This is a genomic window from Dehalobacter sp. TeCB1 (assembly GCF_001707455.1).
In the GTDB taxonomy this organism is placed as follows: domain Bacteria; phylum Bacillota; class Desulfitobacteriia; order Desulfitobacteriales; family Syntrophobotulaceae; genus Dehalobacter; species Dehalobacter restrictus.
The window spans coordinates 22074-40676 of the sequence record NZ_MCHF01000024.1 but is presented as its reverse complement, the minus strand read 5'-3'; the positions used below and the strand labels follow the sequence as shown (position 1 = coordinate 40676).

At 45.9% G+C, this 18603-nt stretch carries 22 protein-coding genes; 1 reads left to right on the top strand and 21 read right to left on the bottom strand.

Translation table 11 applies throughout. From position 1 onward, the window contains the following. Nucleotides 1-205 precede the first annotated feature (205 nt). The 3 genes from A7D23_RS06935 to selA form a co-directional block, all read right to left on the bottom strand. A complete protein-coding gene (locus tag A7D23_RS06935) occupies nt 206-1447 on the bottom strand; it encodes an LCP family protein (RefSeq protein WP_019226166.1) in 1242 nt (413 codons plus the stop codon). Continuing rightward, nucleotides 1444-2538 carry a selenide, water dikinase SelD gene (selD, locus tag A7D23_RS06930; protein WP_083221881.1) on the bottom strand — a complete coding sequence of 365 codons (1095 nt, stop codon included), beginning with the start codon at nt 2536-2538 and terminating at the stop codon, nt 1444-1446. The genes A7D23_RS06935 and selD overlap by 4 nt, the downstream gene beginning before the upstream one ends. Before the next feature lie 151 nt (nt 2539-2689). Next, nucleotides 2690-4135 (bottom strand): L-seryl-tRNA(Sec) selenium transferase, encoded by a 1446-nt coding sequence (gene selA, locus A7D23_RS06925; protein WP_019226165.1) that lies wholly within the window; start codon nt 4133-4135, stop codon nt 2690-2692. Between the two features lie 143 nt (nt 4136-4278). Here selA and A7D23_RS16020 point away from each other — a divergent pair, with 143 nt between their 5' ends. Continuing rightward, nucleotides 4279-4461, top strand: coding sequence for a hypothetical protein (locus A7D23_RS16020; protein WP_019226164.1), 183 nt, complete (start codon nt 4279-4281; stop codon nt 4459-4461). A gap of 21 nt (nt 4462-4482) precedes the next feature. Here A7D23_RS16020 and A7D23_RS06915 read toward each other — a convergent pair whose 3' ends face one another. The 18 genes from A7D23_RS06915 to flhA form a co-directional block, all read right to left on the bottom strand. After that, nucleotides 4483-5106 carry an adaptor protein MecA gene (locus A7D23_RS06915; protein WP_019226163.1) on the bottom strand — a complete coding sequence of 208 codons (624 nt, stop codon included), beginning with the start codon at nt 5104-5106 and terminating at the stop codon, nt 4483-4485. A gap of 115 nt (nt 5107-5221) precedes the next feature. Then, nucleotides 5222-5674, bottom strand: coding sequence for a hypothetical protein (locus A7D23_RS06910; RefSeq protein WP_019226162.1), 453 nt, complete (start codon nt 5672-5674; stop codon nt 5222-5224). Nucleotides 5675-5676: 2 nt separating this feature from the next. After that, nucleotides 5677-5787, bottom strand: a complete 111-nt coding sequence (locus A7D23_RS16620; RefSeq protein WP_019226161.1) for an RCKP-type rubredoxin-like domain-containing protein — start codon at nt 5785-5787, stop codon at nt 5677-5679. A 126-nt stretch (nt 5788-5913) separates the two neighbouring features. Beyond that, nucleotides 5914-6342: a chemotaxis protein CheW gene (locus A7D23_RS06900; RefSeq protein ID WP_019226160.1), complete on the bottom strand. Its 429-nt coding sequence runs from the start codon at nt 6340-6342 to the stop codon at nt 5914-5916. 40 nt (nt 6343-6382) lie between these two features. Beyond that, nucleotides 6383-7162, bottom strand: a complete 780-nt coding sequence (locus A7D23_RS06895; protein ID WP_019226159.1) for a flagellar hook-basal body protein — start codon at nt 7160-7162, stop codon at nt 6383-6385. A 31-nt stretch (nt 7163-7193) separates the two neighbouring features. Further along, the gene (gene flgB / locus A7D23_RS06890; RefSeq protein WP_019226158.1) at nt 7194-7601 is read right to left on the bottom strand and encodes a flagellar basal body rod protein FlgB; all 408 of its coding nucleotides are present in this window, start codon (nt 7599-7601) and stop codon (nt 7194-7196) included. Between the two features lie 2 nt (nt 7602-7603). Beyond that, nucleotides 7604-8437, bottom strand: coding sequence for a flagellar hook-basal body complex protein (locus A7D23_RS06885; protein WP_019226157.1), 834 nt, complete (start codon nt 8435-8437; stop codon nt 7604-7606). A gap of 143 nt (nt 8438-8580) precedes the next feature. Further along, complete coding sequence (locus tag A7D23_RS06880) at nt 8581-9504, bottom strand: flagellar hook-basal body complex protein (RefSeq protein WP_019226156.1); 924 nt, start codon at nt 9502-9504, stop codon at nt 8581-8583. A gap of 26 nt (nt 9505-9530) precedes the next feature. Then, the gene (locus A7D23_RS06875; RefSeq protein WP_019226155.1) at nt 9531-10007 is read right to left on the bottom strand and encodes a flagellar hook capping FlgD N-terminal domain-containing protein; all 477 of its coding nucleotides are present in this window, start codon (nt 10005-10007) and stop codon (nt 9531-9533) included. Nucleotides 10008-10022: 15 nt separating this feature from the next. Then, on the bottom strand, nt 10023-11300 hold the full coding sequence (locus tag A7D23_RS06870; RefSeq protein WP_019226154.1) for a flagellar hook-length control protein FliK: 1278 nt from the start codon (nt 11298-11300) through the stop codon (nt 10023-10025). Between the two features lie 99 nt (nt 11301-11399). Further along, the gene (locus A7D23_RS06865; RefSeq protein WP_019226153.1) at nt 11400-12152 is read right to left on the bottom strand and encodes a FliA/WhiG family RNA polymerase sigma factor; all 753 of its coding nucleotides are present in this window, start codon (nt 12150-12152) and stop codon (nt 11400-11402) included. A gap of 15 nt (nt 12153-12167) precedes the next feature. After that, nucleotides 12168-12584: a hypothetical protein gene (locus A7D23_RS06860; protein WP_019226152.1), complete on the bottom strand. Its 417-nt coding sequence runs from the start codon at nt 12582-12584 to the stop codon at nt 12168-12170. After that, nucleotides 12584-13066 (bottom strand): chemotaxis protein CheD, encoded by a 483-nt coding sequence (locus A7D23_RS06855; protein WP_019226151.1) that lies wholly within the window; start codon nt 13064-13066, stop codon nt 12584-12586. The genes A7D23_RS06860 and A7D23_RS06855 overlap by 1 nt, the downstream gene beginning before the upstream one ends. After that, complete coding sequence (locus A7D23_RS06850) at nt 13063-13659, bottom strand: chemotaxis protein CheC (protein WP_019226150.1); 597 nt, start codon at nt 13657-13659, stop codon at nt 13063-13065. The genes A7D23_RS06855 and A7D23_RS06850 overlap by 4 nt, the downstream gene beginning before the upstream one ends. Nucleotides 13660-13661: 2 nt before the next feature. After that, the gene (locus A7D23_RS06845) at nt 13662-14312 is read right to left on the bottom strand and encodes a flagellar brake domain-containing protein (protein WP_242837088.1); all 651 of its coding nucleotides are present in this window, start codon (nt 14310-14312) and stop codon (nt 13662-13664) included. A 54-nt stretch (nt 14313-14366) separates the two neighbouring features. Then, entirely contained in the window at nt 14367-15233 is an 867-nt protein-coding gene (locus tag A7D23_RS06840) for a MinD/ParA family protein (RefSeq protein WP_019226148.1), read from the bottom strand. After that, nucleotides 15226-16416 carry a flagellar biosynthesis protein FlhF gene (flhF, locus tag A7D23_RS06835; RefSeq protein ID WP_019226147.1) on the bottom strand — a complete coding sequence of 397 codons (1191 nt, stop codon included), beginning with the start codon at nt 16414-16416 and terminating at the stop codon, nt 15226-15228. Before flhF ends, A7D23_RS06840 begins: the two co-directional genes overlap by 8 nt. Beyond that, nucleotides 16417-18480, bottom strand: coding sequence for a flagellar biosynthesis protein FlhA (gene flhA, locus A7D23_RS06830; RefSeq protein WP_019226146.1), 2064 nt, complete (start codon nt 18478-18480; stop codon nt 16417-16419). Between the last annotated feature and the right edge of the window lie 123 nt (nt 18481-18603).

The window sequence follows — 18603 nt, the reverse complement described above, 5'->3', positions numbered from 1 at the left end:
TTCAAAAACAAAGCACACAGGACTTTAGTCCTAAAAAAACATATATATTAAATAAATGTATTAGATTATTAACGAAAATTAGCCAAAGATTATCTGTTAATTTATAATTTTTTTAAAAAAAGAATACTGTAATAGCATGATTACAGTATTTTATGATTATTCTCTCTCATTTTACTGACTATTTCGATATTTGTCTACAAGAGAATTATTCAGGAATGATTAATAGCTTTATTTCCTTCGTCTTTTTATTTGAAGCATTGCCATTGTTCAAATTACTTTCATCCTGCCCCAAGCTGTTGCCCTGGTCCGGACTACCCGTACCCTGTCCAATGTCCGTACCGGTTCCGCCGCTTGTTCCCGTACTTCCGTCATTCAACGCTGCTCCGGATGATTCTTTACTGCTCCCGCTCGTACTGCCCGAGTCATCGTGACCTGGAGATGCGGTGCCGTTTGGATCTGAAGAGCCTCCGGGTACCGTGATATGGGATCGAAGTTCCGGGCTCAGCAGGTCGAGGACTGTCCCGTCGATGGTTATATCGGTGGTAATCCCGAGCAGAAGATTCTTAGTCACTTGTTTGGCATGATCGGGATTGACTTCCCAGTAACTGATATTGTCAAGATAAAGTCCATAGCCAGGCAGTGTTTGATTCACCATGTTTGAACTGTCGAAAGCCGCAGCTGCCTTGGATAGTCTTAGAATATCCGCGAGTTTCAGATCGCTTTCAACAACTTCATTGATTTGAGGAATAAGCTTGGGTAGTTTAATAATGGTTGAGGGCTGCAGGACTGCTTTGGCCACTGCTTTCAAAACCTTCTGCTGCCGTGCAGTTCTGCCGATGTCCGCGGTGCTGTCTCCCCGGAATCTAGCATACTGGAGCACCTGAGTCCCGGTCAGATGCTGCTCTCCGGCTTTCAGGTCAATCACGCCGTCAACTTCGTCTCCGGTCTCTTTGTACATATCCATTTCAACATCGAGTTCAATTCCGCCCACTGTGTCGATAATACTTTTAAAACCGTCAAAATTGGTTACGACATAGCCGTCAAGCAGTATGCCCGTCAGTTCGGTAACCTCATCCATCAGCTCAGGAATTCCTCGGTACATCACGACCGAATTAATTTTGATGTAAGAATTTGATCCGGGAAGGCTGACCCTGGTATCCCTGGGAATGGACAAGAGAGAAATTAATTTCGTATCAGGATCCACACTCGCAACAATAATAGTATCCGTATTATAGGAAGTCTGTCCGGGCCTTTTGTCTGCGCCGATTAACAGGAAGCTTATCCGTTTGTTAAGAGAGTCCGTACTTGCGTTTTCTGTACTCTCCCACATACCTGTACTTCCTTGATTTAAGAAAAAGTAGCCAAAGGCAGCCGAACCGGCAATAATCCCTGCGAGCAGAACTGCAATGATCGTAAAAGCTTTCCTTTTTTTATTTTTTTTCCTCAAGTCTGTCCCACTCCATTTATCGTTGTCTTGGTAAAGGCATGGGTTCCCCCACGAATTAATACTTTTCCGGGTTCTCCCTTCGATATTCTGCCAATGATTTCGACAGAATGCACATTCCTGTTATGACATTCCGTGATTAGCGTTTCAATTTTTTCTTCAGGCACTGCCAGAAGCAGCCCACCTGAAGTCTGAGCATCACCGAGGATCAATTTCCAGTCCAGACTGCACTCTGCATCCAGATAATCCTCGAGATAAATCAGGTTGGACAATGTTCCTCCGGGGATTGTTCCTTTCTCTAGACAGTCCCAGGCACAGTCCAAAACCGGAACATTCCCTGCAAATATCTCAGCCTGCATACCGCTGGCTTTCATCATTTCGTGAAGATGTCCCAACAGACCAAAGCCGGTAATATCCGTACAGGCATTTACTCCGGTCTGGACTGCAATCTCCGACGTTTCCTTATTCAGCCGTGCCATGACCTCAATGGCGGCTTTCTCATCCGTTGCTGGGACAATCCCGTTTTTTATCCCAGTCGTGATAATCCCAAGTCCTAATGGTTTTGTCAGAACGAGCAAATCGTTTTCCCTGGCGCTGGAATTAGTCAGCACCCGATCAGGATGAATAATGCCTGTTACGGACAGACCATACTTCGGTTCAGGATCATCGATCGAATGCCCACCGATGATTAAGGCTCCGGCTTCTTCAACTTTGTCTTTTCCCCCTCTTAGTATCTCCATTAATATGCTTTTATCAAGCTTATCAATCGGAAAAGAAACAAGATTCAGCGCAGTCAGCGGACGCGCACCCATGGCATAGATATCACTGAGGGCGTTGGCTGCGGCAATTTGCCCGAAAGAATATGGATCATCAACGATCGGAGTAAAAAAGTCAACTGTCTGGACGATCGCCTGATTGTTATTAAGACGGTAGACACTCGCATCATCTGACGTATCAAAGCCGATCAGAAGATCCGGGTTGGACGTTTGTTTTGGAAAGTGACACAAAACTTGTGCCAGGTCACCAGGACCAATCTTGCACCCTCAGCCAGATTTGCTCGAGTACTGCGTCAGTCTTATTTTGTCACCGGACATTGCTTTCCCTCCTTTCGTTTTCTCCTTGTTGCTCACTTTGTTTTTTTCAAAAGCAATTATATCACAACATGATCTGCAGACCTAATATAAAATACAAAAGGATAAATCAACAATTTAGTAAGAAATTTTAGAATGCTGTACGAGTATTTTGTCACGGATTCCATTCCCGTAAACGGTCTGCAATCACCTGATAATCCTCCGGAAGCAGCGTCCGAGGGTCAAAAACAACTGCATCTTTCACAATGCGGGCAAGAATAGGTACGTCTCCCTGTCTTAAAAAACTTTCAAGATCAACTACGGAATTCTGCTTTGGCTTTACCGCACATACGTAAGTCGGAAGCACCGCCGTCGGAAAAGCCCCGCCTCCGACGCAGGATTCAGCGTCCATAACCTGTATTTCCAAACCGGGCAGGCCGGCAAGCATTTCACTAAGCTTCAGCGCGTCTTTCCGAAGATCATCTTTTGTATGGGAAAGCATATTCCAGACAGGTATTTTACCGATTTCCCCTCTCTGATAGAAACGGAGCGTTCCAATCAAGGCAGCCAGAACCAGCTTATCAACTCTCAAAGCCCGAGTAAGCTGATTTTTTTTCAAGCAATCAATCAGTTCCTTTTTGCCAATAATAATTCCGGCCTGAGGGCCTCCCAAAAGTTTATCTCCACTGAAAGAGACCAGTGAAGCTCCGCTTTTCAGCGTATCCTGCACCGTCGGTTCCTGCGGAAGACCATATTCCGATCCATCCAGGAAACTGCCGCTGCCAAGATCCACGACAACCGGAATCCCCGACTCTTTACCGAGCACCACAAGCTCATCAACCGGAACTTCATGCTGGAATCCCTGAATCCGATAATTACTGGTATGTACTTTCAGCAGCATCGCCGTCTCCGGGCCAATCGCCTCCTGGTAATCCTTCAGCCAGGTCTTATTCGTTGCTCCGACTTCCACCAGTTTTGCCCCTCCTGCTTTGAGCACTTCAGGAATGCGGAAAGATCCGCCGACTTCCACCAGTTCTCCGCGGGAAACAATGACTTCTTTATGGACGGCAAAAGTATTCATGATTAAAAGTACCGCTGCTGCATTGTTATTCACAACAAGGGATGCCTCGGCCCCGGTCAGCTCTGCCAGAATTTCTTCGATATGGCTGTACCTCGAACCGCGATTTCCGGTTTCAAGGTTAAGCTCAAGATTGCTGTAAACAACAGCCTGTTCCGCGACATAAGCGGCGGCTTCCGGAGCAAGCAGTGCTCGTCCGCAATTCGTATGCAGAATTACACCTGTAGCATTGATGACTCTCTTCATACTTCCGTAACCTCTCAATTCTGCCCGGATCTCCTTATACAACCACGCTCGAAAGACCGGTACAAATTCTTCAGGCTGACAGTGCAAAAAATTCTGAAGTTTTTTAGTTTTTCCACTATTCAATTCTTCACCATCTTGATTCAGATCATCCAAAAGAATCTTTCTGGCTTTTTCCAAAGCCTTCCTTACAGCCCAGGTAATTGCCGAAAGTTCATAACCGTTACAGGCATCGGTTTTTGCTAATTCGGCAATGACCTCGTTTACCGGAGGAAGAAGACGCAGTTTGCTGTTTCTCAAAAAAACACCCCGAATTCTGCAATCTAAGACAAAATGTTCATTCTTACCCGCTTGGTTTTTTTTAGGATTTCGACAAGCCGGATCGTTTAATATTATCATAATAACATTTCAGCCCACTGAAATAAATCCAAGGGGGAAAGGCAATGGAGCCGTCCGGAACAAAAATATACGACTTCTGCGTGTTTCAAGCAAAAAAAAAATCGAAATGCATTTTCTGCAATGGCAAGGATCAGCTTCTGTTGTTTAAAAAGCAACCCGTTTGCCCGGATTGCCTGATCAGTATCCGCAAGCTCTACAAGGCAGGCCATTTCAATCCTGCCGGCTAGTACCCAAAACAAAAGGAGCTGTTAGCTCCTTTTCTTTTTCTCGAGGCGTTTTAAGATTTTTACGGCATCTTCCTCGATAATCGTTTCACCGTGCTCTTTGAGAAAAGTATCCGTGGTCATGACAGATTCCCCAAATTCATCCAGTATCGCTTCAGCCAGTTTCTTTTTACGCGGGTTTCCAATATTGCTGATTGTCAGGTAATATTCACCCTCATATTGGAACAACGCGGATTGAAGCTGGAGAATCCCCGGCAAAAGACGGACTGCGGAAATAACATCTTCGAATTCTTCAAACAAATATACCCATTGCTTTTCAGACGCAAACTTCGGAGAAGGGCGTGGATTCTTTTTCTTTTCTCCAAAAGCGGTTTGAATAATATGGTTAATTTCCGCATCAATTTGTTCTTCCTGCTTAATTACCGTTATGACAAATTCATCTTCTGAAGCAACAGTAGCCTGGATCCAGAAAGGCTGATCTAAACTAAAGTCTACCTCATCTCTGGCTTTTGAAATCAATTCCCAAAAAAACTGTTCAGTTCTCGCGGAACGTTGAAACAAGTCAGCAAGAGATATATTGCGATCTGCGAGCTCGGTAAAGGAGATAAAAATGCGAACCGTATTGTCATTTACCTTAAGAATACGCATAAGTTCCACCTCTCCTTTCCATGGACGTGATTGATAAAAACACGATTGCTTAATTATATTATATCATGAGACGTCAATAATCAATTCCATTAAATGTCAAACATAAGCTATGCTATTATATGAAATTGTCAGCTTGTCGGGTTAATACGCTGCATTGAACTACCTGTTTTTTCTGGTGAAGATAAGTGACTTCCACTAAATCGTTCTTATGAAGCTTATGGAAAGCAGCCGCATTAATACTTAACGTGAGTATCTCTTCTCCGCTGCGTAAAATGAGCGTATACTGCTCAGCTTCCGCCGTGAGGCTTTCGATGACCCCTTTCGATACTGCAGGGTCGTTCAGCCAATCCTGATTGTAATCCATAAACATCAGGGAGTAAATAAAAACGATCAAGACCAGGAAAAGCGATTTGGCTGCAGCAAGAAATTTGCTGAAATAATTCTTTTCGGCCAACGCCTTTCTAAGTATAGAAAGACATTTTGTCCCTATAAAAATGCAGACAAGAAAAAGACCGCTCAAAGCCGGCCAACTAATTTTAAAAAGATATAAGTAATAGTCGATATGCACTGCTAATCCTTTTTCACTATCTTTTCTTTATCAGCGCCGCATTCGGGACATTGTTTTGGACGACATCTTCCTTCAGAGACCTTTTTGCATACACTGCATTCCCACAAAGCCATACTCAGATGCCCTCCTTTTCTAATTTAAAATGAATTCAATTTTAAATTAATATAAATCAATATCTGAAAAAAGTCAAGTTAGCCTACCAAGCCTCCAGCCACCAGTAAACAGGCAGGCGGAGCCAATCAGGCCAAAGCCTTTAAATCTTCCAGCTCATCGGTTCTAAAAATAAATGCCGGATCAAGCTGAACGATCAGTCTATCCGGGAGATTGACAATTCCTCCGATAAATGAGGCAGCAACCAAAGGAGGAGCCTGGACAACATTCTCGAGTGTCCTTACCTCAATGATCTCATCAACGGCAATGCCGACAACATTGTCATTAATTTTCATAATGATTGCAAAACCAGCCTCATTCCGGGACGGAATCGCAAATTTGGCATGCAGATCAATCAACGGAATTGCCTGACCTCTGATAATAATAAGGCCCTTGACATGTCTCGAGCACTGTGGTACAGGATGAACTTCTGTCAACTGAGTTATTTCCTGAACAGTCTCGATCGGGAGGCCGTATTCTTCGCTACCAAGTGAGAAAATGACGGATTGGGAGCCCATCGTAATCACCTCTTACACGTTTCTACTTTTTAGAAGCCGGTTAGACCTTTCCTATTTCATTGACGGCTTTCTGTAAAATTTCATCATTGGTTTGGACCACTTTTTGATTCGCTGAATACGAGCGCGTTACCTGAATCATTTTGACCATTTGCGCATTTAGGTCGACGTTTGATTCCTCAATAAAACCTTGTTCAACCCGGATGTTTTTCGGTGGTATCTCCGTAGGCTGATTCTGGCTGTTATAAAGACTCGTAAGTCCGTCACGATCCAGATCTTCCGCAGGGATGTTCACAATTGTAAGTCTGTCTATGACCTGGCTGCTCTCAGTACTGATAATTGTTCCATCCTGCAGAATGGTGAAATCGTCCGGCAAAGGGCCGATTGCTCCATTTTGACCAAGAACAAGATTACCGCCTGCTGTTCTGAGCATGCCGGAAGGATCAACCTGAAAATGTCCGTTTCTGGTATAACGTTCCCCGTCAAGCGTTTCAATGGCGAAAAAGCCGTCACCGTTAAGCGCCACATCAGTCATATTCCCGGTTTCCCGGATCAAACCGGGTTCTGTGCTGTATAAGACTTTCTCCGCGTAGACACCCGTTCCCATGATTCCCAGTGGAACATTTTCCGAAGGCTTATCACTGGTCGTAGAAGGGGTAAGCCTGCTGACCAGCAGACGCGGAAATGAAGTGACTCTTTCACTTTCCTCGAGATAACCGGGATTGTTCATGTTTTCAAGATTCCGGTCTATTGCCTCACTCTGTTGGTTATTCATAATCATACCTGAAGCTGCTGTATATAATCCTCTGAGCAAAAAACTCACGCCCCTCCAACGAACGTTTATTCTTGGATAGCTATTCTTGAATTGCCTGTTTCAGCATGGAAAGATGCATCGTCAGCATCCTGGATAATGAATTGTATTGAAGCGTATTTTCTGCAAGCCTGGTCATTTCGAGGTCAATATCCACGTTATTTCCGTCATTGCGGTAGGTGGTGTTCTCATCCTTAACTACAAAGCCGTCTGAAGTCAGCCCTGTCCCGATAATAGGGATATGGCCGGGCTCTGTACCGGATACTGCTGCTGTATTGTTCATGCTGTCCATCGTGGCCTGCAGGATTTTATCGAAACTAACATCTGATCTTTTAAAATCGGGCGTGTCATTATTAGCAATATTGTCGGCTAAGACACGCTGACGCAGTCCGAGTCCATCCAACCCGCCCTCGAGTAAATTAAAAATCGGACTATCCAGCCAACCTGCCATACTCATCTCCTCATCGCAATAGTTTGAACCGTCATCTCATCTTGATCCTGCCTTAGCCTTAATTCCACCTGATAGGCTCTTTGAATCTGGATCAGATCCGTCATCGAGCTTAACAAATTGGCATTGGATTTTTCCAGCATACCACTCTTAATAATTCCACAGCCGTCCTCACCTGGGACTTCTTCAACTGCTTTACCTGAAGCATCGGTAGACAGGAAAATATTATTGCCTGTGTGTTCCAAACCATTAGGGTTAGCAAATCGAAAAAGCAGCACTTTACCTAATTGAACTCTATTGTCCTGGCTTTCTTCATCATTAGAATTCTGATCATCAGAAGAGTACTCTGTATCCTCTTCTGATGTGGCTATTTTTACACCACTGATAATCCCTTTATCATCTATACTGATCTCTGAAACATCCCCGGGTATAGTAATCCGCGGCTCAAGCAGCATACCTTGGTTATTTACTAGGTTACCCGCACCGTCCTTGCTAAAAATTCCTGCGCGTGTATACCCTAGCTGTCCATTCGGCATTCTAACCTGAAAAAAACCATCCCCGACAATAGCCATGTCAAAATCATTACCTGAATTCGCAAGGTTACCCTGGCTAAAATCAAACCGGTTTCCGGTGTAGAGATTAATATTCAAAACCGGTTTTCCGCTTCCCGGCACACCACCATACAGAGCTATTGTATTGCTGTAATCCTGCGCATCATAGCCTTCTTCAACGGAGAGCAGCTGCGCTTTAAACCCTGAAGACAGATTATTGGCCATGTTATTACCGACCCGGTCTATTCTGCTTTGCAGGGTACGGAGATATTCTGTGGATACCTGCATATCCTTTACTCCTTTTACTCTTTCGTCGCAAAATAACATTCAAGCTCATAAATGTTTAAACATCTAATTCTCTGTAAAAGCCTAAATTCCTTTAATCTTTTGATTACATCTTTTTACTACATATACCATTCATAGCTGGATTATTAGTTCCGCTTCAAGTCGATCAGTTCCTGCAGAAGCGTATCGGATACCGTGATAACCCTGGAATTGGCCTGGAACCCGCGTTGGGTCACGATCATGTCCGTAAACTCCTGGGAAAGGTCAACGTTGGACATTTCCAGGTAATTCGGGATAATCATCCCGCGGCCCTTTGCTCCCGGCGAATCGATAGCGGCAGGTCCGGAGTTATTGCTCTCGGAGTAATAGTTATTTCCTTCTGCAGTTAAACCACCCGGATTCGGGAATGTCGCAATGGCGATTTTAAACATCGCCTTCGTTACCGAGTATATTCCGTCGGAATAAACGCCCGTAACGACACCATCCTGACCGATGCTATAGCTCGACAAGGTATAATCTGTATCTCCGGTAAGCGTTTCACCAAGCTTAAACTTGATGCCATTCGGAACAGGAGGATTTCCCCACGGATTAGCCGCATCAGGGGTAACCACAGCCGCTGTGGTCGCGTTTCCTGCAGTAACAGCACAGACACTGGTATACCCCTGAACCTTAGCGCCGGTTCCCACATTAATTAAAGTGCCGTCTTTATCAAAATCAAAATTACCAACGCGGGTGTACACATTGTTGGTCCCGGTATTCAAGACAAACATTCCTTCTCCCTGGATCATCATGTCGGTGGCTTTTCCCGTATATTGTGAACTGCCCTGGCCCATGACTTTATCCACAGAACCAAGGATGCTGCCTAAACCGATGCTGACGCCATTCGTCCCCCCCATCGTTGTTGTCGGCGCGGAAGCTCCGCGGATCTGCTGGCCGAGCATCGTTGCAAAACTGGCCCTCTGCCTTTTATAACCGGCAGTATTCACATTCGCAATATTATTACCGATGATGTCCATACTGGTTTGATGATTTTTCAGACCGGTAATGGCTGAATATAATGAACGCATCATAAGGCGCTACCTCCAATAATTATTTTTTATTCCGTAACGGGATCAGCGGTTCCGGCTTCTCTTATTTCCAGAATATCTTCCATACCCAGCGCTTGGTCGCCGATCATCAGTGTTAAAGAACCCTCCGACCATTTAACTGAGGAGATTGTTCCCGTGATTTTTTCTGTTTTCCCATCGGTCGTGATTTGCCCGACAACCTCTTTGCCGATCATCGCAGCACCTTGGGTAAGCAGCGATTGGCTGTTTAACGTAACCATACTTTCCTTCAATTCATCAATCGCCGTTGCCATATTGCCCATTTGTTCCAGAGAGCTGAACTGAGCAAGCTGGGCAACAAACTGGGAATTGTCCATCGGAGACATTGGATCCTGGTTTTTCAACTGAGCAATCAAAAGCTGAAGAAAAGCCTGTTTATCCAAAGCTGCATTGTCGGTACTGCTTTTGGTGTCTGTGGGTTTGGTTGTATCCGTCGTCGAACCGGCTACATGATAAACGCTTGCCATCGTTTCCTCCTCGTTTTAGACACTGACATTAATGCGATTGCCCTGTATATTTGAAGTCAGGTAAGAAGTAAACACCGGCAAAATACCGCCTGCCTCTTCTTGAAGGGTTAAGGCTGTCTCCTGCTGACTGCGGTAATTGCTCCTGTCCTGTGAAGACTGCTGGTCATTCTGACGGTAGCCCATTTCCAGCGTTCCGCACGAAACACCGATCTGGGCAAGACCGTTCCGAAGGTCCTGCAGATTGTTCTGGAGCAAAGATCCCGTAGCCTGCTCAGAAGCATTAAGGACCAGATGCAGCTGCCCATTCTCCAGCTTCATCGATACATTCAGCTTTCCAAGATCCTGCGGCTGCAACTGAATGGTGAGCTCCTTAATCTCTCGAGAATTCAGACCCTGTTTGTTCAGAATGTCCAAAACCTGGTTCCAGACCGAATTTGCACTAAGCGATCCTGCTTTCCCACTGCTTAAATCCGTCATTGAACCGGAAAGCGCCGCATCGGTCTTGTCTCCCGAACCAAAGATCTGGTTGGGGTCTATCATGCTGTCCATCGCGTGGTTTTGAGCGTCATCGGCCGCTGCCACACCGGTTAGGTTATCCTGGACTGCCGTGTCCAAATTGTCTGCTCCGTACTTATCTTGAATCAGAGATAATTTATCGGACAGCCAGTTAAGCAGCTTCGCATTCGTATTAAAAACGTTTGTTGCTTGATTATTCTGGTTTTTCTGTGAAATAATTTCCCCAGAAAGTTCTTTTAAATAACCTACTATATCATCCAACTCCGCTGGATCGAGAGAATTGGCTGTTGAACTAGAAATCCCTTTTAGTCCGAAAGCCTTCAGGTAATTCCCAAGGTGCAAACCTTCACCCTTAGCCATAATCTTATCGGGTTGCCCTGCTGATGAGGATAGAACCTCTTTCAAGGCTTGTTCAAGCATCATCCAGGCAGCATTGCTTTCTTTTAACGCTGAACCTGATACCCGGGAACTATTTTGGTCTCCGTTTGATCCGGAAGTGGCCTCCATGCCAGCCGGAAATAAATTTTGAAGAAATTGCAGATATGTGCCCAGTTCCGAAGCCATCCCGTCAGAAACGGTGTCTTCTCCGGAATTGGAATCCGAACGATCTCCCGCCACTTCTCCAAGCGTTTGTTCATCAGCCTTGCTGGAAGGATCCAAATTCTGCATAAAAAGCGCAAACAGAAGGTTGTTCTGGTCAATGCCCTTCCCTTCTTTTCCTGCTGCAGAATCCGTTTTTGCTCCTTCAACATTGACAGGCGTCAAAACTACATTCATCCTTTCACCTCCTTGTACTGCTATTCAATATATCGGCAAACTTTCGTCCGGACTTTAGTGTCTGTCAAATAAAAAAACCATTTTGTCCTCAAAAATGGTTTAAAAAATATTTTTTTTCTGTCTCCCGAGATAGCCCCGTAACCGTAAGATGGCTTGAGAATGAATTTGGGAGATCCGCGATTCCGATAAGTTCATCACCGCCGATATCTCTTTTAAAGTCAACTCTTCCCGGTAATATAAAGCGATCACCAGCTTCTCTTTCTCTGATAATTTCTCAATGGCTTCTGTCAAAATTTGTTTCTGCTCCTCTTTTTCGATCTGGCCGAACGAATCCTGCGAGCTCGGGTCGATGATCAAATCAAGAGGTGAACCGGTAATGTCCTCGTTATCATGGAAATTGGCATCTTCGATCGATACAAGTGTCATATACTGTCCCTGCAGCAAGGTCGCATTCAATTCATCAACGGAAATATCCAGATGCCGGGCTGCTTCTTCCAGTGTTGGGCTGCGTCCGAGCTGGTTTTCCAGCTGAGCATAACCCTGGGTAACCTGTTTAACCTTCTGACGGGCCGAATGCGGAACCCAATCCATCGATCTTAATCCGTCGATGATCGAACCCCTGATTCTTAACGTTGCGTACGTTTCAAATTTCACGCTGCGGGAAGGGTCAAATCTCTGAAGCGCATCCAGTAATCCAAATACGCCGTAACCGAATAAGTCTTCCTGATCAATATGTTCCGGCAGTGACATCGCCAGCCGACCTGCAATCCTCTTCACGAGCGGCAGGAATTTCTCTAAATGCTCTTCTGTCCATACAGCTTGTTTGGGTGTATTATATTGTCCTTGATACATGCGGCTTACACCTCCTTACTGATCATCACTCCAGCCCATTTTTCTGACAATCTCCGCTCTGGCCGCTGCATCCGGCAAATGATCCATCATCTGGTTGTTGATTTGGCCCGGAACCCGTTTTTTCAGTGACTGAAGGCTCTCTTTCGGCTGCCCCGTCTCGTAGGGAGCGTTATCGTCCTGACTTTCAGTATCCCCTAGGAAGATATCGATTCTGGAAGACGGTTTTTCTTCTTTAACCGGAGGAGCAACTCCGTTCCATAATAGAATAAGCCCTTTGCCTAAAAGATAAATAAATAAAAAAGCCAGTATGGTTCGGAGTATAATAGCAGGATAACGATAACCGTTGAAGATGGAAAACACCAGAACAATTCCGGCGCTGACAACTGACAGTCTGAATGCGTTTTCTTCAAGTTTTTTATCAGACTCCACCATTAGATCACCTTTTCCCCATGGTTAATCGTTCTCACATGCAAATCGCCAGATTGAATATCAAAAGTGATCGTCCGCCCGAAGCTGCCGCCAACGTCATAGACGAGCAGAGGAACCCCGACCTTCTTTAATTCCTGTTCCACTGCCTGCGCGTTGCGCTCTCCGATTTTCAAGAGCGGTGCCTTATTCCCAAACGAAAACATCTGAGACCCGCCGGCCATTTTGGCTTTGAGTCTCGATCTCATGACCCCTAACTTAAGCATTTCCTCAAGCATCATGGCCAGGCACGTATCAGCATACTTTGCCGGATTGCCCTGAAGGCTCTCCAAAGAGCTTGGAAGCATGATATGGGCCATTCCTCCGATCTGGGTTGACGGATCATAGACACATATCCCGATACACGAACCCAGGCCGGCCGTCATCAGCTTGTCAGGCGCTCTTCCTACTTTGTAATCAGCCATCCCTACAACGATCATCTTGCTCATATACCGAATACTCCTAATAATTTATCAAGTGAACCTTTATTCGGAATAAAGAAAAATTTTCCTTCCACCTCTTTAACTCCGGATAATTTCGTATCTATGATCAAAACGTCGTCATCGATCATCCCTTCTTCCAGCAGGACACCGTCAATCATCGCGCCGACCATGTCGATGGCCATGGCCGGAACGGACGGCTGAAGAAAAACTCCGGAAAACTTGGATAATGCAATCACGAAGGAACTAACCAGAATATTTCCGACTTCCTGCAGTGCCGACTGCGCCATTTCGTCCTCAAAAATATCCGGGCGTTCCGGAAGCGCAAGCAATTTCTGGGCAATAACCCTGGCGCTTTCAGTCGGCAGGACAAATATGGCCTTTCCGGGGGCATCACCTTCAACTTTAAGATAAAGGGCCACCTGGACCGTATCATACTCACCAAGCGCCTCGTTAAGCTTTTCGAGTGGCACAAGCCAAACTTTCGGAACGGACATATCTATTCTTGCCTGCAGCAGCTTAGAAAGTGATGTTGCCGCATGCCCGGAACCTATATTCCCAATTTCCTTAAAGGCTTCCAGCCTGATTGCAGATATCTCCATGTTCAAACCAATCCTTTCTTACGCATCTCTCGTTGCAGCTCAAAAACATAGGAAATGATTTTATCACGCATTCTTTCAGAAATCTCATAAAATTCCGCTGAAACCAGGAAAGCATTTTTTTCTTCTTCTTTCACGCAACGAACGACTATTGCCGGAATCTGCATCGCCGTATCCCCAATGACAGGTTCCACTACGACCAGCGTTTTTTCGGGTACACACCCTTTTGTCTGAAAAAGCAAACCGCCGCCGCTTAAATCATGCATAAATCCTTTCTGCTCAATCCCTAAACCTTCTTTTTCCACGGTCCTATATTGAAGAGGACTGACGACTTGGATCCTGACATATTTTCTTCTTTGAACTTTGAATATCTTTTCCGGAAATTCAATGATAAACGTTGGAATAGGCACAGAAAACCTTTTAATCAGAACGGTCGAAAAGGAATACGCCGACAGATCGTCGACAAATACAACTTCCAACGCGGTTCCCTCTCTGAGCGGAATAAACTGACCATCAACAACCGGTACCCCGATTGTTATGATTTTTTGCCCAACCTCTTCAACCCTGGTCTTATATCTGCCTTGATATTCTCCTTCAGGGACTACGATCTGGACACTTAAGCCCTCATAGATTTTGTCTTTATAGAGCACCTTCATCACTCCCCAAATAGCGCTCTGACCAGGCATATCATTTTCGTTTGACAAAAGACGTTATTTTAATTTCAACAGAGAAGAAATAAATCCTCTAATCCCGCTGTTTTGAGTCGGAGGCTGCATAAATACGCCCGCAACATTTCCTGCAATCCATTGGACGCATCGGTAAGCATAACTTTGAGGATCCAATAGCCCAACCGGCTTTTGTTCCATCACGGAGCGCCCGACTGACGGATCGTCGTAAACCCATCCCAATAAACTGATGGGCATACCCAAAAACTTCGTAACCGCATGCTCCAGTCTTTCATAGGCCTGCCTGGCTTCTTCCTCACTCTTGACCCGATTCACCACAATGTTGAGATTCACTTTTCCGGTCGGGCTTTTGATTGATTTGATCAGCCCATAAGCATCGGTCATGGAAGGCGGCTCCGGCGTCAGAACGAGAATGACATCGTCCGCAGCACTGATAAAGTTCAATACGGTATGTCCTAAACCAGCTCCGGTATCAATCAGCAGAATATCCGCCATTTTTTCGAGACGGCCAAGATTAACAAGAACATTTTTCAGCTGTCCCCTGTCCAAATTGGCGAGCTCTACCATCCCGGATGCTCCAGGCAATACTTTGATTCCTTTGCCAATCGGGTAAAGAATATCTTCAATTCTTTTTTCGCCGGTCAGCAGGTGCTTAATATTGTATTTCGGCGTGATCCCAAAAGCGACATCAACATTAGCCAGCCCGAGATCACCGTCCAGAATGATCACCTTGTAATTGTATTCAGCCAGAGCAAGGGCCAAGTTCACCACAAAACTGGTTTTGCCCACACCGCCTTTCCCGCTGCTGACTGCAATGACCCGCATATTTTTTGGTACCGTAACTTCTCTTTCACTCGCCATCTGCCGGAGTGTACTGGCCTGGTCATACATATGGATTTTCCTCCCCAAGAACGTACCGGGTAAGTTTCTCGGAAGTAGCTGCATCAATATCATCCGGGACATTCTGTCCGTTTGTTAAATAAGCAACAGGCAAATTGGTTTTTGCCAAGAGATCAAGTATGGAACCGAGAGAAAAGCTCTCATCCAGCTTCGTTAAGATCAGATGCGTGGATAATTTTTTAAATCTTTCATAGACTTTCATCTGGTCAGCCAGGTTGGTCGTAACACTCATGACAAGCATTGTCAGATCAGGTTTTGCCTTGTCCAGAAAAGCTTCCAATTCATCCATATGAAGATCGTGCTGTGGACTGCGTCCGGCTGTATCAATAAAAATAAGCTCTTTGTCGGCATGGATGTCAATCGCTTCTCTTAACCCTTCCGGCGTCATAACGACTTCAACCGGAACACCGATGATTTCTCCGAAAGTTCTGAGTTGTTCCACTGCCGCTACTCTGAATGTGTCGGCTGTTATCAGCGCGACCTTTCTTCTTTCAATGATGCTGAAACCTGCCGCAAGCTTCCCAATGGTTGTTGTTTTCCCGACTCCGGTAGGTCCTACCATCGCGACCACCAATGTCCTGGATTTGCTGGGCCTGATAACTTCGGTATTTGAACATAGCCGCTCTACTTGATTTTCCAACAGTTCAAATACTTTCACATTATTTTTCCATTGATCTTCGGCAAGATCGTTTTTAATAGGCTCGAGCAGTTCAGCGGCAGTTTCTCTGCTGGCCCCTCTATCCGTCATAAAATGGATCCAGTCAGAGTAAGGTTTGGATTCGGCACTGATGCTTACGTCCCCTTTGGTGATATGCCCTTTGATTTCTTTCAGAATCGTGTGCATTTGTTTGATTTCGGACTGGGCATCATAGGAAATACGCTGCTCTCTCGTGTTTTCATTTTCTTTTTCTCTGTAAGCTTCATAGGCCTTCTTTATCGCATCCGTATTAACGACCTTGACAGGTTCCTCCTCCGCTGGGTTCATCGCGGCATGGTTCGGCTGCCTATCTTCAATCGCTGCGGTAATTTCCACTTTTGTACGCGCAAAAAAACCCAGGAATCCGCCTTCTTTAATTTGGCGGGTCTGCAGAATCACTGCCTCCGACCCAAGATCCCGTTTGATCTTCCCCATTGTATCCGCCACATTGTCACCGATGAACCGTTTCACCCTCATTTAATCCAACACCACCATTCCAAGAGCCTGAACCTCTATTCCCTGTACAAGTTCATTATAAGACAAGATGACCAGGTGAGGAAGCTGACGCTCTGTCATTCTTTTTAAACTTATCCTGACCACAGGAGCACACAACATTACGGGATTGTGTCCCTGCAGCATGATTTTTTCCACTTGGGCACCTATTTTTTTTAAGAGCTTCTGCAAAACATTCGGATCAATATTTACGTAACTGCCATAGTCCGAAGGACGAAGGTTATCTAAAATCATCTGCTCAATCCTCGGTTCAAGCGTGAGTACCGGCAATTTTTTTTGAGGATTCAGGAAGGGCTGTACAATCTGGCGGGCCAAGCCTTGCCGGACATGTTCGGTAAGCCTGTCGATATCTTTTGTCAAAGGAGCACTATCCGCGAGCGTTTCCAGGATCGTCACCAGATCTCTGACCGATACCCTTTCCCGCAGCAGATTGCTGAGCACCTTCTGAACCTGCCCCAGGCTGAGCAGGTCAGGAATAAGCTCTTCAACGACTGCCGGCGACTGTTCCTTGGCATGGTCCATTAACTTCTTCACATCCTGCCGGCTGATAATCTCATGGGCATGCGTTTTAAGAATTTCCGTCAGATGGGTCGCGAGTACTGTCGGTGCATCGACGACGGTATATCCGGAAAGTTCTGCCTGCTCTCTGACCGACGCATTAATCCATTTGGCATCAAGGCCAAAGGCCGGTTCTTTGGTCGGAACGCCCTGGATGGAATCATCCTCGATCCCCCCGCTGAAAGCTAGGTAATGATCGGTCATCAATTCCCCGGAAGCAACCTCAGCGCCTTTCAGTTTGATCGTATACTGATTCGGCTGCAGGTTCATATTATCCCTGACCCTGATCACCGGAACGATAAATCCAAGTTCCCCAGCCAGCTGCTTGCGGATCAGAATAATCCTGTCCAAAAGATCCCCTCCCTGACCGGCGTCAACCAGCGAAATCAGCGCATAGCCGATCTCCAGCTCCATATGATCCATTCCAAGCATATTCATCACATTTTCAGGCTTCTTGGTCTCATCCATATCGTTTTTAACCGCCGCCGCCGATTCTATTTTGGCTGCCTGAGCAGTGCTGCGCTGAAGATAGTAACCCATGCCGGCAGTAGCTGCGGCAAACATCAGCATGGGTACCCGAGGCATACCAAAAATAGCAAGGGCTATCAATACCCCGGAAGTAATATAGAGCGCCTTTGGCGTCCTGAAGAGCTGTTTGGCTAGATCCTGGCCAAGATTACTGTCCGATGCGGCTCTTGTCACGATGAGACCTGTGGCTGTGGAAATAAGCAGTGCCGGGATCTGGGTTACCAGACCGTCTCCGATCGTCAGCAGCGTATAGGTGTATAGCGCGTCGGTGACCGCCATGCCCTTGGTTACCATCCCGATAATAAAGCCACCGATAATGTTAATCAGCAGGATAATAATTGCCGCAATGGCATCCCCTTTGACAAACTTGCTGGCCCCGTCCATCGCGCCGTAAAAATCCGCTTCCTGCTGGATATTGAGTCTTCGGGTCCTGGCTTCCTGATCCGTGATGATGCCGGCGTTCAGATCGGCATCGATGCTCATCTGTTTTCCGGGCATCGCATCCAGGGTAAAGCGTGCCCCGACTTCGGATACGCGCTCCGCACCTTTGGTAATGACCATAAACTGTACCACGACTAGGATGCAGAACACAATAAAACCGACAACCGGATTTCCCTGGATAACAAACTGTCCAAACTGCTGAATGACCTGCCCCGCGTGAGCCTCGAGCAAAATCAGTTTTGTGGTGGAAAGGTTCAGGGCCAGTCGAAACAGTGTCATGGTCAGCAGTAAAGAAGGCAGTACGGAAAACTCCAGCGGGTCCTTCGTGAAGACAGCCAGCAGAAGAATCAGGACTGACCCGGTAATGTTCAAGGTGATAAGAAAATCAAGCCAGCCTGCGGGCACGCCAAGGACCATGACGACAATAATGCCGACGATGCCGATGGCTACGATAATATCCGTATTTCTTGCTAATCTGCCCGCGCGAGTTGTCGTCGCCATTCTGCCGTATCCTCCTTTACTTAATTCTGTGTTTTCAAAAATGATCCTTGGATCCATTCAAAAAAACTTTTGGGGTAAGTCTCCGTGATATATAGCCGCTCTCGGCCGTTGCGTCTTCCTGAC